The organism is Streptococcus shenyangsis, from assembly GCF_006385785.1.
GTDB classification, from domain to species: Bacteria; Bacillota; Bacilli; order Lactobacillales; family Streptococcaceae; genus Streptococcus; species Streptococcus shenyangsis.
In genome coordinates this window covers 147,841-161,803 of record NZ_VFSH01000003.1, presented here as the reverse complement: position 1 = coordinate 161,803, position 13,963 = coordinate 147,841, and the positions used below count along the sequence as shown (strand labels likewise).

The following is a 13,963-nucleotide window of genomic DNA, read 5'->3' as shown; positions in this document are numbered from 1 at the left end:
AACCAATTTCTAACAATGTTTTAGATACCTCGGTGGACTAGTTCAAATTCAATCTACTATAAAAAAGAAAATGTCTATTTTAGAATACTAGTATCTAATCTTGATGAAGAGTCTATTTAGTTGATAAAATTTATAAATAGTCCTAAACAAGAACATTATCTTCGATTTATCTATATGCATTAAGTTTTTATAAAAGTAGATCTACAGAACTATCAATTTATTTTTGTCTACAATCTTGAAGTGTAGATTAGAAGAGAGGCTGGGCAAAAAGTCTTTAAAATTACAAAACGCATAATATCAGTACAAAAAAACTTGATATTATGCGTTTTATTATGGGAAGATTTACTCTCTTTTATCCTGAAATTGCGTTTTTGCTCAGCCTATATGCTATGTTGCAAATTTATAAATCTTCTAAATCAACGACTTCCAAACCATTTTCTGTCAAACGATAGATACTCGTACAGACCTCTTTTAAGAAACGACGGTCATGAGAAACAGTGATGATACCGCCTGGATAGGTTGCAAAGAGTTTTCTGATTTGGGGTTGAGAAGTTGGAGAAAAGTTTCGTGTTGGCTCATCCAGAAGGAGAAAGTTTGGTTTGCGCAAGACTAAGTCCAAAAGCAGGAGTTTTCCCTGTTGCCCGCCAGATAAGGAGCGAATTTGATGCTGCATTTCTGGATAACTGAAATTGAGACTGGCTAAGTGAGATTGGATTTTCTGCAGTTCCTCTTTTTCCCCAGTTTTGCTGAGATAGGCTATTGGTGATAAATCTAATTGCAGTTTTTGGTGGTAATCTTGTGGCATATAACCAAGCGAAATCTCTCTTTTATCATTAAGAAGTTGCTGTAATTTGGCTAACAGAGTTGATTTCCCAATACCATTTGGGCCGATGATACCGATTTTTTCTTGCCCACGGACAGTTAGTTGTAGTTCTTGAGCTAAAACTCGGTCGTCAATGGACAAATTTTCTTTTTCCAGTTGGATTAAGACTTTAGATGCCGGTAATGGTTGAATGTCTGAGAAGAAAAGTCTGATTTCTTCCTCTTCAAGTGGTTTTTGGGTCATGGACTGAGCTATATTTTCAAAGCGTTTTTCTTGAGAGAGAACATTTTTCATTTTTTTAGCCAATAGTCGCCCAGCAGTACTGTCTTTGGTAGCTCGAAGAGCAGTTTCTACGTTTTGTTTGACTCGGCGATGCTTTTCCATGGTTTTGTCATAGGCTCTCTGGTCGTTAGCAGCTTGCTGACTTTGTCTGACAAAATTAGCCTGTCTCTGCTCACTATAGTTCTCATAGTCTAAATGCTCTACTAGAGTTTCAGCTTCTTTTCGGTGCTTGACCAGTCGCAAGTGGACAATAGTATCTGCCGTTTCAGAAAGAAAGTCTTCATCATGGGAGATGAAAATAACGGTTTGCCGAATCTTTCGAATCTGACCTTTTAGCCAATCAACTGTTTCAAGGTCCAGGTCATTTGAAGGTTCATCTAAAAAGAGAATCTCAAAGGGTTTGGCTAACTCATGGATGAGCTGAATTTTCAAAGCTTCGCCCCCTGATAGACTGCCAATATTTTGGTCGCTAGCGAAACGATCGCTATCAAAATGCAATTTCTCAGCCAAACGATAGAGGATACTGTAGTCTAAATCAATAGAATCTAAAAAGAAGTAGTCGTGTAGACTTTTCTTTTTCAGCTCCTCGGGAAGTTTTTGAGGAATATAGGCTAGTGACTGATAGTCAGACTGGATGTCTCCCTTGATAGTGAAATCAGACAAATATTCCCCCATTAAAGTTTTAAGCAAGGTTGATTTGCCATTTCCTTCTTCGCCAATAATAGCGACCTTCTCTCCGTCTTGGATGGTCATGCTGAGATCAGAGACAAGGTCTCGTAAATCTTTGTTTTGTGTGATGGTCAGGTGATTGATTTTTATCATATGATTGCCCTTTCTAGAATGTTGATAGTGCATAACAAAAAGCTCTACTTTACCTAGTAGAGCCCAAAGTCTATGTCAAAAAACTCTATTAATACTCTTCGAAAATCTCTTCAAACCACGTCAGCGTCGCCTTACCGTAGATATATGTAACTGACTTCGTCAGTCTTATCTACAACCTCAAAGCAGTGCTTTGAGCAACCTGCGGCTAGCTTCCTAGTTTGATCTTTGATTTTCATTGAGTATAAAATGCCAGAAGAAAGAGCATAAAAGAGCACACAAAAAGAGACAAAAACAAGATCTACTAAATAAAGGTTCTTTATTTGATAGACTTAGTTGTTCATGTCTCACTTACCTCCGAGTATTGGTACCTCTATCCTATACCTTTCAGGATATTTTGTCAACAGAAAACTGGAAATTCAAATCTCTAAAATACCTCTAAAATACGAGTGGTAAGCATTAGTAATGAGTTCTTTATCTTCCATGTGAGCATCCTCCTTGCTCTGATGTATTATTGTCTATAGTATAGCATTGAAAAACAAAAACATAATAGTGAATATGTCAAAAATTTAAATTTTAATTACAAAGTTTGGTGGGCTGATTTGTAGCCTTTTCATGGTATAATCAAGAGAGTAAATCTTTATGGAGGAAGTATGAAATTAAATATTCAAGAAATTCGTAAGCAGTCTGAGGGCTTGCATTTTGAACAAACGTTAGACTTAGCCGCAGATCTGCGTGCACGCAATCAAGAAATTTTAGATGTAAAAGATATCCTTGCAGTTGGGAAAGTACAGTATGAAGACCGTATGTATTTCTTAGATTATCAACTATCTTATACCATTGTTCTTGCTTCAAGTCGCAGTATGGAGCCAGTTGAGTTAGTTGAATCTTATCCAGTCACGGAAGTTTTCATGGAAGGCGCAACTAACCAGCTAGATCAAGAAGTTCTAGATGATGATTTGGTCTTGCCTATCAAAAATGGAGAACTTGACCTTGCTGAGAGCGTGTCAGACAATATCCTGCTTAATATCCCTATCAAGGTCTTGACAGCTGAAGAAGAAGCTGGTCAAGGATTTGTGTCAGGAAATGACTGGCAAATCATGACAGAGGAAGAATACCAAGCTCAACAAGCAGTTAAGAAAGAAGAAAACAGTCCTTTTGCTGGCTTACAAGGACTATTTGATGGGGACGAATAATGGTTTTGTCAAAAAAACGAGCACGAAAAGTGCTAGAAGAAATCATTGCTCTGTTTCCAGATGCTAAGCCTAGTCTTGATTTTACCAATAATTTTGAACTCTTGGTTGCGGTCATGTTGTCAGCTCAGACAACAGACGCAGCAGTAAATAAGGCCACACCAGGTCTCTTTGCTGCCTTTCCAACGCCACAAGCCATGTCTGTAGCGACAGAGAGTGAGATTGCTTCACACATTTCTCGCCTGGGCCTGTATCGGAACAAGGCTAAATTCCTTAAAAAATGTGCCCAGCAGTTACTAGACGATTTTGATGGTCAAGTCCCTCAGACACGTGAGGAATTGGAGAGTTTGGCAGGTGTTGGTCGCAAGACAGCCAATGTTGTTATGAGTGTGGGGTTTGGGATTCCAGCTTTTGCAGTGGATACTCATGTGGAGCGTATTAGCAAACACCACGATATCGTCAAAAAATCAGCGACACCTCTTGAGGTGGAAAAGCGGGTCATGGATATCTTGCCACCGGAGCAGTGGTTAGCTGCCCATCAGGCCATGATTTATTTTGGAAGAGCTATTTGTCATCCTAAAAATCCAGAGTGTGACCAGTACCCACAGTTATATGATTTTAGCAATTTATAAGATGGGGGCTCAAAAGTTTTTGCTTGATTTTAGGTCTACTTTGTGCTATAGTATTTGATAACTAAATATTCCTTTAAACCTGTCCCGTGAGGCAGGCAAGGAGCGCGATAAAGTAGAAGGGTGAAGTCTATACTGTTTGCAGTAGGGCTCGCTTGGCTATACATTTCAAGTCTCCTTGTTTAAGGAGACTTTTCTTTTTGGAGGTTTGTCATGAAGACAAAAGAAGTTGTAGACGAATTGACCGTCAAACGAGCGATTACGCGTATTACCTATGAGATTATCGAACGTAACAAAGATTTGAATAAGATCGTCTTGGCTGGTATTAAAACTCGCGGTGTCTTTATCGCCCACCGAATTCAAGAACGTTTGGAGCAACTAGAAAATCTTTCAGTTCCTGTTGTGGAATTGGATACCAAACCTTTCCGTGATGATATTAAAAGTGGAGAAGATACCTCTTTGGTTTCAGTGGATGTGACAGACCGTGAAGTTATCTTGGTGGATGATGTGCTTTATACAGGTCGTACCATTCGCGCTGCTATTGATAATATTGTCGGTCATGGTCGTCCTGCGCGCGTGAGTTTAGCAGTTCTAGTCGATCGTGGACATAGAGAATTGCCAATCCGTCCAGATTACGTTGGAAAAAATATCCCAACCAGTCGTTCTGAAGAAATCATCGTGGAGATGGCAGAACTTGATGGCCAAGACAGAGTTCTGATTACTGAAGAAGCTTAGAAAGCTAAAGGAGTAGCCATGTCAGAAAATCAACAAGCATTGAACCATGTGGTGTCCATGGAAGACTTCACTGTCGATCAAGTGATGAAATTGATCAAGCGAGGAATTGAGTTTAAAAATGGAGCCCAGCTTCCCTATGAAGACCACCCGATTGTTTCCAATCTTTTCTTTGAGGATTCTACACGGACGCATAAGTCCTTTGAAGTGGCAGAGATTAAACTGGGATTGGAACGACTTGACTTTGATGTGAAGACTAGTTCAGTTAATAAAGGGGAGACACTTTATGATACCATTTTGACTCTGTCTGCTTTAGGAGTGGATGTCTGTGTGATTCGCCACCCAGAGGTTGATTACTACAGAGAGTTAATTGCTAGTCCGACGATTACGACTTCCATCATCAATGGTGGAGATGGTTCGGGACAACACCCTAGCCAAAGCTTGCTGGATTTGATGACTATTTATGAGGAATTTGGCCACTTTGAGGGTCTCAAGGTTGCGATTGCAGGTGACTTGGACCATTCACGCGTTGCCAAATCCAATATGCAGATTTTGAAACGCTTGGGAGCTGAACTTTACTTTGCTGGACCTGAGGAATGGAGAAGTCAAGAGTTTGCAGACTATGGACAGTTTGTAACCATTGATGAAATCATTGATCAGGTGGATGTCATGATGTTTCTCCGTGTGCAACATGAACGCCATGATAGTGGAGCTGTCTTTTCAAAAGAAGACTACCATGCCCAACATGGCTTGACTCAAGAACGTTATGACCGTTTGAAAGAAACAGCAATCCTCATGCACCCAGCTCCAGTCAACCGTGATGTAGAAATCGCAGACCACTTGGTTGAAGCACCAAAATCACGGATTGTCCAACAAATGACCAATGGTGTCTTTGTTAGAATGGCAATCTTAGAATCCGTACTGGCGAGTAGAAACGCCAACTAAAACACAAGACGTTAAAAGACGCCAGTGAGCGTCCACGAGAGGTGAAAATATGACAAAAAGACTTCTAGTATTAGAAGATGGCACAGTTTTTGAAGGCAAGGCCTTCGGAGCAGATATTGATGTAACAGGCGAAATTGTCTTTAATACAGGGATGACCGGCTACCAAGAATCCATTACAGACCAGTCTTATAATGGACAAATCTTGACCTTTACTTATCCTTTGGTAGGAAATTATGGAATTAACCGTGATGATTATGAATCCATCATTCCAACTTGTAAGGGAGTCGTTGTTTTCGAAGAAGCACGTAGAGCAAGCAACTGGCGAAATCAAATGACGCTGGATGAATTTTTGAAAGCCAAGAAAATTCCGGGTATTTCAGGTATTGATACGCGTGCTCTTACCAAGATTATCCGTAAGCATGGCACTATGCGTGCAACCTTGACCCATGTTGGGGACAGCATGGACCATGTAACTGACCAGCTCCAAGCAACAGTCTTGCCTACAGATAATATCAAGCAGGTTTCTACTAAAACTTCATATCCAGCTCCAGGAGTTGGTTTGAGCGTGGTGCTAGTGGACTTTGGTCTCAAGCACTCAATCTTACGTGAGCTTTCTAAGCGTAACTGTAATGTGACGGTTGTTCCTTATTCGACAACGGCTGAAGAAATTCTCCATCTCAATCCTGACGGAGTTATGTTGTCAAACGGTCCAGGTAACCCAGAAGATGTTCCACAAGCACTCGACATGATTCGCGGTGTGCAAGGGAAAATCCCAATCTTTGGTATTTGTATGGGGCATCAACTCTTTGCAATGGCAAATGGTGCTAAGACTTATAAGATGAAATTTGGTCACCGTGGCTTTAACCATGCAGTACGTGAAATTGCAACAGGACGAGTAGACTTTACTAGCCAAAACCATGGTTATGCAGTTAGCCGTGAAGATTTGCCAGAGCACTTGATCATTACCCACGAAGAAATCAATGATAAGTCAGTTGAAGGTGTGCGTCACAGATATCAACCTGCCTTCTCTGTCCAATATCACCCAGACGCAGCCCCTGGTCCACACGACGCAAGCTACCTATTCGACGAGTTTATAGAGATGATGGAAGCTTTTAAACAATCAAACTAAGAACGAGTAAAAGCTCGTCGGAGAATTTATGTAACTAAACTCGGACGGAAAGCTTGGAATTTAGAGAAACCAATTTGGATTGTCAATCCTTCCTTGGTTTCCTAAAATTCAATCGCTTTCTATTCGTCCTTTGTATCTTATTTAATGGCAGCCAGAGAGTTGCCGAATAGAAAGGCAGGTCGTTTCTTTTAGTCGCTATTAGGCGAACTAAAAACTCCCTGCACTAGATTTTTTACCGAAAAGTATCGTTTCGCTAAAAAATCGTCGGAGAATTTATTTAATGTCGCTCAGTGAGGCGACGAATAGAAAGGAGAAGATACATTGTTCGCGGAAGTGAACACGCCCTAAGAACTGTGTGAAAAAGATAAACATCGTCTTGACGCTGAAGGCGTCTGCACCGAGTTTCCTATTTTCACTGTGTTCTTTACGGGCTTTGTATCATAAACTATGCCTAAACGTACTGATATTCAAAAAATTATGGTGATTGGTTCTGGTCCGATTATTATTGGTCAGGCTGCTGAGTTTGACTATGCTGGGACCCAGGCTTGCTTGTCTTTGAAAGAGGAAGGGTATGAGGTTGTTTTGGTTAACTCAAACCCTGCAACCATTATGACGGACAAGGAGATTGCGGACAAGGTCTATATCGAACCGATTACACTTGAGTTTGTAACGCGTATTCTTCGTAAGGAACGTCCAGATGCCTTGCTACCAACCCTTGGTGGTCAAACTGGTCTTAATATGGCCATGGAATTGTCTAAAAATGGTATCCTAGATGAGCTTGGTGTTGAACTTCTGGGTACCAAATTATCTGCCATTGACCAAGCGGAGGACCGTGACCTATTTAAACAGTTGATGGAAGAATTGGAACAACCCATTCCAGAATCAGAAATTGTAAATACAGTTGAGGAAGCAGTTGCCTTTGCAGCAACAATTGACTACCCAGTTATCGTTCGTCCAGCCTTTACCCTTGGTGGTACTGGTGGTGGTATGTGTGCCAATGAGGAAGAATTGCGTGAAATAGCTGAAAATGGGTTGAAATTGTCACCTGTTACCCAATGTTTGATTGAGCGTTCAATCGCAGGTTTCAAGGAAATTGAGTACGAAGTGATGCGTGACTCAGCTGACAATGCTTTGGTTGTTTGTAACATGGAAAACTTTGACCCAGTTGGGATTCACACAGGGGATTCCATTGTATTTGCCCCTGCGCAAACCATGTCAGACTATGAAAACCAAATGCTTCGTGATGCAAGCTTGAGCATTATTCGTGCCCTTAAGATTGAAGGTGGATGTAATGTTCAGCTGGCCCTGGACCCACACAGTTTCAAGTATTATGTCATCGAAGTAAACCCTCGTGTATCACGTTCGTCAGCCCTTGCCTCTAAGGCTACAGGATATCCGATTGCAAAATTGGCTGCTAAGATTGCAGTAGGTTTGACCTTGGATGAGGTTATTAACCCAGTTACAGGTTCAACTTATGCCATGTTTGAGCCTGCCCTTGACTACGTGGTTGCTAAGATTCCTCGTTTCCCATTTGACAAGTTTGAAAAAGGTGAGCGCCGTCTTGGTACCCAGATGAAGGCGACTGGAGAAGTCATGGCAATCGGTCGTAATATCGAGGAATCTCTCCTTAAGGCTTGTCGTTCCCTTGAAATTGGGGTTCATCATAACGAGATTCCAGAACTTGCCAGTGTTTCAGATGATGACTTGATTGAAAAGGTTGTGAAAGCCCAAGACGATCGTCTCTTCTATGTATCAGAAGCTATTCGTCGTGGTTATACACCTGAAGAGATTGCTGAATTGACTAAGATTGATATCTTCTATCTGGATAAACTCTTGCATATCTTTGAAATTGAGCAAGAATTAGGTGCCCATCCACAAAATCTAGAAATTTTGAAAACAGCCAAACTCAATGGTTTCTCAGATCGTAAGATTGCTGAACTCTGGGAAACGACTGCTGAGCACGTTCGTCAACTTCGCTTGGAAAACAAGATTGTTCCAGTTTATAAGATGGTCGATACTTGTGCGGCAGAGTTCGATTCTGAAACGCCATATTTCTATTCAACCTATGGTTGGGAAAATGAATCTATCAAGTCTGATAAAGAATCTGTACTTGTCCTAGGTTCAGGTCCAATCCGTATCGGTCAAGGGGTCGAGTTTGACTACGCAACTGTTCATTCAGTTAAGGCTATTCAGGCGGCTGGCTATGAAGCCATCATCATGAATTCAAACCCAGAGACCGTTTCTACAGACTTCTCTGTATCAGATAAGCTTTACTTTGAGCCGTTGACATTCGAAGATGTTATGAATGTCATTGACTTGGAGCAACCAAAAGGGGTTATCGTTCAGTTTGGTGGTCAAACAGCTATCAACCTTGCGGAGCCATTGGCAAAAGCAGGTGTGACCATTTTGGGGACACAGGTTGCTGACCTAGACCGTGCCGAAGACCGTGACCTCTTCGAGCAAGCTCTAAAAGACCTGGATATTCCACAGCCACCAGGACAAACGGCTACCAATGAAGAAGAAGCAGTCCTTGCAGCTCGCAAGATTGGCTTCCCAGTTCTTGTCCGCCCATCTTATGTACTTGGTGGACGTGCCATGGAAATCGTTGAAAACGAAGAAGACCTTCGTTCTTACATGCGAACTGCTGTTAAGGCTAGTCCAGACCACCCAGTTCTTGTCGACTCTTATATCGTTGGACAAGAGTGTGAAGTTGATGCCATTTCAGACGGTGAAAATGTCCTTATCCCTGGTATCATGGAACATATCGAACGTGCCGGTGTCCACTCAGGTGACTCAATGGCCGTTTACCCACCACAAACCTTGTCGCAAAAGGTTCAGGAAACCATTGCAGACTACACAAAACGCCTAGCAATCGGTCTTAACTGCCTTGGAATGATGAACATCCAGTTTGTTATCAAGGATGAAAAAGTCTACGTTATTGAGGTCAATCCACGTGCCAGTCGTACGGTTCCATTTCTTTCTAAAGTGACCAATATCCCTATGGCTCAAGTAGCGACTAAGCTCATTCTTGGTCAAAAACTTGAAGAACTTGGCTACCAAGATGGACTTTACCCTGAAAGCACTCGCGTTCATATCAAGGCACCTGTCTTCTCCTTTACCAAACTAGCTAAGGTAGACAGCTTACTTGGTCCTGAAATGAAGTCAACAGGGGAAGTTATGGGTTCTGATACGACTTTGGAAAAAGCTCTCTATAAGGCCTTTGAAGCTTCTTACTTACACTTGCCAACTTTTGGTAACGTTGTATTTACCATCGCTGATGATACCAAAGAAGAAGCCTTGGACTTGGCTCGTCGTTTCCAAAATATTGGCTATGGTATCCTCGCGACAGAAGGGACAGCAGCCTTCTTTGCCAGTCATGGATTGCAAGCCCAACCTGTTGGTAAGATTGGTGATGACGATAAGGATATTCCAAGCTTTGTTCGTAAAGGAAGAATTCAAGCTATCATTAATACAGTAGGAACCAAACGAACTGCTGACGAAGATGGTGAGCAGATTCGCCGTTCAGCCATTGAACACGGAGTGCCCCTCTTTACAGCTCTAGATACAGCTAATGCCATGCTTAAGGTACTTGAAAGCCGTAGTTTTGTTACAGAAGCAATCTAGTTTAGAAAGAATTTTCACAGTTAAAAAGTCAGCGTCAGAAAATGCTGGCTTTTTACGATATTAGTGCAGGCTATTCAACTATTATAGTTTTTCACTTAAGAATGATTATGAACTGTGATGCGATAAGAATAAATTAGGAATAGCGTACAATTCAATCATTCATTTTTTATTGTACTATTTTTTGAACAGTACTGCCTTTTGCAAAAATGGCTATTTCAGGTTAAAAAAACGACATTTCAGATTTTCTGTTCCAGAAATAGCTATCGCTATGATATAATTATTTTATGATTATTACTATTCCTATAAAAAACCAAAAAGATATTGGCACACCATCTGATTCAGTCGTTGTTCTCGGCTATTTTGATGGTATACATAAGGGGCATCAAGAATTATTTCGTGTTGCCAATAAGGCTGCGAGAAAGGATTTATTGCCTATCGTCGTTATGACCTTTAATGAATCTCCAAAGATCGCTTTAGAGCCTTATCATCCTGACCTATTTTTACATATTTTGAACCCTGCTGAACGTGAAAGAAAATTAAAACGCGAAGGTGTAGAAGAATTATATCTCCTTGATTTTAGTAGCCAATTTGCTAGTCTCACGGCAGAAGAATTTTTTGCAACTTATATCAAGGCTATGAATGCCAAAATTATTGTTGCAGGTTTTGATTATACATTTGGTTCTGACAAAAAAACAGCAGAAGATTTAAAGGATTACTTTGATGGAGAAGTCATTATTGTCCCACCTGTAGAAGATGAGAAAGGAAAGATTAGTTCAACACGTATCCGTCAAGCTATTTTAGATGGAAATGTGAAAGAAGCAGGAGAACTTTTGGGGGCGCCACTTCCGTCGAGAGGTATGGTGGTTCATGGTAATGCTCGTGGTCGTACGATTGGTTATCCGACAGCTAATTTGGTGCTTTTAGACCGTACTTATATGCCAGCAGATGGCGTTTATGTCGTTGATGTTGAGATTCAACGCCAGAAGTATCGTGCTATGGCTAGTGTCGGGAAAAATGTGACCTTTGATGGAGAAGAAGCACGTTTTGAAGTCAATATTTTTGATTTTAATCAAGATATTTATGGGGAAACCGTCATGGTTTATTGGCTCGATCGCATTCGAGATATGACCAAATTTGACTCAGTTGATCAATTAGTGGATCAGTTAAAGGCAGATGAAGAAGTAGCTCGCAATTGGTCTTAAGAGTTTGAGTAATTAAAAAAGAGGTTGTCTGTAACCCAAAAGATAGATGATTTAGTCTAACTTTTGAGGTCACTACACTACCTCTTTTTATTCTTTTTCAAAGGTGAAGCCTTCTCCAAGGATTTCATGGGCTTCTGTGATCGTGATAAAGGCTTGAGGGTCAATTCGATGAATCATTTCCTTCATTTTCACAATCTCATTTCTACCGACAATACAGTAGATAATCTTCAAATCTTTTTGACTATAGTAGCCTTGACCGGAAATAAAAGTAACACCTCTTCCTAGGTCATCATTAATCGCCTTAGCAAGTTGATCAGGACGTTTTGTGATAATCATAAAGCCTTTACCAGCATAGCCACCTTCGCCAATCAAATCAATAACACGAGAAACGATAAAATCAAATAATAGCGTGTAAGAAACCAATCTCAAATCCTTGAAGATGAGGAGGATAAGCATAAGAATACAAAAATCTAAGATAAAGAGTAGTTTCCCCATGGATATATGAGTGTATTTGTTGAGAATACGAGCTACAATATCAGTTCCGCCAGTTGTCCCACCAGCATTAAAGATAATTCCGAGCCCAATTCCTAATAGAATTCCAGCTATAAGGGCTGTAATCAGTAAATCACCTTGCAGATCAATATGAAGGGGAATACGCTCAAAAAAAGCCAACCAGGCAGACAAGGCTAAGGTTCCGAGCAAACTAGAATAGAGGGATTTTGCTCCAAATATTTTCCAAGCTAGGATAAAAAGGGGAATGTTAATCAGCAGGTTCATGAGGGAAACAGGGATTTTAAAAAGATAAAAGGTGATGAGGGTAATACCTGTCGCTCCTCCTTCAAAGAGGTGATGAGGAACTACAAAATAAGTTAGCCCAAAAGCATAAATGGCAGCACCTAGTAAAATGGTTAAAACGGGATAAATTTTTTTAATCATAGGAACCTCTTTTCTTATAAGTAGATTATATCAAATTTTTAAGGAAAATTTGAATGACTCCATTAGGATTTTTAATCTTTTTTTGATATAATTAGAAGTAAGAAAGCCAATCTGAATCCTAAAATAGAAAGATTGATACTATGACAAAAATTAAGATTGTAACCGATTCATCTGTTACTATTGAACCAGAACTAGTAAAACAATTAGATATAACAATTGTTCCATTATCTGTAATGATTGATAATGTTGTTTATTCTGATGCGGATTTGAAAGAAGAAGGTAAATTTCTTCAGTTGATGCAAGAAGCTAAGAATCTTCCGAAAACAAGTCAGCCACCTGTAGGTGTCTTTGCTGAAGTATTTGAAGACCTATGCAAGGATGGTAGTCAGATTATCGCTATTCATATGTCCCATGCTCTTTCGGGGACTGTAGAAGCAGCGCGTCAAGGTGCTAGCCTATCTACTGCAGATGTGACTGTTCTTGATAGCTCTTTTACAGATCAAGCCTTGAAATTCCAAGTTGTTGAGGCTGCGAGATTAGCTCAAGAAGGCAAAGACATGGAGACCATTTTATCTCATGTAGAAGAGGTTAAAAACCACACAGAACTTTATATTGGCGTTTCAACTTTGGAAAATCTTGTCAAAGGTGGACGAATTGGCCGTGTAACCGGATTGTTGAGTTCACTTCTCAATATCCGTGTTGTCATGCAGATGAAGGACCATGAATTGCAGCCAATTGTTAAAGGTCGTGGAGCTAAAACTTTTAAAAAATGGTTGGATGAGTTGACAGCATCTCTCTCTGAACGTTCTGTAGCAGAGATTGGAATTTCATATTCTGGTAGTGCTGATTGGGCAAAAGAGATGAAAGAAAACTTACAAGCCTACGTTGAAAAGCCAATTTCAGTTTTGGAAACAGGATCTATTATTCAAACTCACACGGGTGAAAACGCTTGGGCTATTTTGGTACGTTACCACTCCTAAAAAAATAAATAAAATGGGAAGAAATAGCGTTTTTAACTTGACCTAAAAGAGATTTTAGGATATGATTATACTTGTTAATTAGAAAATAAATTGGAGGAATCGTTAACATGGCAAACAAACAAGATTTGATCGCTAAAGTAGCAGAAGCTACAGAATTGACTAAGAAAGACTCAGCAGCAGCAGTTGAAGCTGTATTTGCAGCAGTAGCTGACTACCTTGCAGCTGGTGAAAAAGTTCAATTGATCGGTTTTGGTAACTTTGAAGTTCGTGAGCGTGCTGCACGTAAAGGTCGCAACCCACAAACTGGTAAAGAAATCACAATTGCAGCTTCTAAAGTTCCAGCATTCAAAGCTGGTAAAGCTCTTAAAGACGCTGTTAAATAATCAGCCTTTAAAAAGCCTATTGTATCAAGCTTTCTAGCTTGGTCAATAGGCTTTTATTTTTCATTTTTTCACTTGTTTTAGGATGATATCAACCTGCATTTTCATTGTTTTATAAGAGAGATGAGTCTTTATGGTTTATTTGTCTCAAAATCAAACCCTGAAGGTGGATAATCGCATTCTATGATATTTTATTGATTTTCAGTTGTAATCATATCAAATATTTAAGTAGAAAGAAAAATCATATACTATCTATTGAAAATATTATAAATCAGATAAAAAGACAGGT

At 40.1% G+C, this 13,963-nt stretch carries 11 protein-coding genes; 9 read left to right on the top strand and 2 right to left on the bottom strand.

All coding sequences use genetic code 11. The features are described from left to right. Nucleotides 1-400: 400 nt before the first annotated feature. Nucleotides 401-1,960, bottom strand: a complete 1,560-nt coding sequence (locus FJR77_RS03515) for an ATP-binding cassette domain-containing protein (protein WP_140832712.1) — start codon at nt 1,958-1,960, stop codon at nt 401-403. A 617-nt stretch (nt 1,961-2,577) separates the two neighbouring features. Here FJR77_RS03515 and FJR77_RS03510 point away from each other — a divergent pair. The 7 genes from FJR77_RS03510 (at nt 2,578) to FJR77_RS03480 (ending at nt 11,378) form a co-directional block, all read left to right on the top strand. Then, on the top strand, nt 2,578-3,120 hold the full coding sequence (locus FJR77_RS03510; RefSeq protein WP_140832710.1) for a YceD family protein: 543 nt from the start codon (nt 2,578-2,580) through the stop codon (nt 3,118-3,120). Then, on the top strand, nt 3,120-3,749 hold the full coding sequence (gene nth, locus FJR77_RS03505) for an endonuclease III (protein WP_140832707.1): 630 nt from the start codon (nt 3,120-3,122) through the stop codon (nt 3,747-3,749). The genes FJR77_RS03510 and nth overlap by 1 nt, the downstream gene beginning before the upstream one ends. Nucleotides 3,750-3,959: 210 nt before the next feature. Further along, nucleotides 3,960-4,481 carry a bifunctional pyr operon transcriptional regulator/uracil phosphoribosyltransferase PyrR gene (gene pyrR, locus FJR77_RS03500; protein WP_061759127.1) on the top strand — a complete coding sequence of 174 codons (522 nt, stop codon included), beginning with the start codon at nt 3,960-3,962 and terminating at the stop codon, nt 4,479-4,481. Between the two features lie 18 nt (nt 4,482-4,499). Further along, nucleotides 4,500-5,423 (top strand): aspartate carbamoyltransferase catalytic subunit, encoded by a 924-nt coding sequence (locus FJR77_RS03495; RefSeq protein WP_140832705.1) that lies wholly within the window; start codon nt 4,500-4,502, stop codon nt 5,421-5,423. A 49-nt stretch (nt 5,424-5,472) separates the two neighbouring features. Beyond that, a complete protein-coding gene (locus FJR77_RS03490) occupies nt 5,473-6,552 on the top strand; it encodes a carbamoyl phosphate synthase small subunit (protein ID WP_000166853.1) in 1,080 nt (359 codons plus the stop codon). A gap of 447 nt (nt 6,553-6,999) precedes the next feature. Further along, on the top strand, nt 7,000-10,176 hold the full coding sequence (gene carB, locus FJR77_RS03485; RefSeq protein ID WP_140832703.1) for a carbamoyl-phosphate synthase large subunit: 3,177 nt from the start codon (nt 7,000-7,002) through the stop codon (nt 10,174-10,176). Nucleotides 10,177-10,460: 284 nt separating this feature from the next. Then, entirely contained in the window at nt 10,461-11,378 is a 918-nt protein-coding gene (locus FJR77_RS03480) for a bifunctional riboflavin kinase/FAD synthetase (RefSeq protein ID WP_000587437.1), read from the top strand. A gap of 87 nt (nt 11,379-11,465) precedes the next feature. On the opposite strand, the gene FJR77_RS03475 is transcribed toward FJR77_RS03480, so the two are convergent. Further along, a complete protein-coding gene (locus tag FJR77_RS03475; protein ID WP_000592070.1) occupies nt 11,466-12,314 on the bottom strand; it encodes a YitT family protein in 849 nt (282 codons plus the stop codon). 140 nt (nt 12,315-12,454) lie between these two features. On the opposite strand from FJR77_RS03475, the gene FJR77_RS03470 reads away from it, so the two are divergent. Together FJR77_RS03470 and FJR77_RS03465 are read left to right on the top strand one after the other, a co-directional pair. Further along, complete coding sequence (locus FJR77_RS03470; RefSeq protein ID WP_140832701.1) at nt 12,455-13,294, top strand: DegV family protein; 840 nt, start codon at nt 12,455-12,457, stop codon at nt 13,292-13,294. A gap of 107 nt (nt 13,295-13,401) precedes the next feature. After that, nucleotides 13,402-13,677, top strand: coding sequence for an HU family DNA-binding protein (locus FJR77_RS03465; protein WP_001284637.1), 276 nt, complete (start codon nt 13,402-13,404; stop codon nt 13,675-13,677). Nucleotides 13,678-13,963 lie beyond the last annotated feature (286 nt).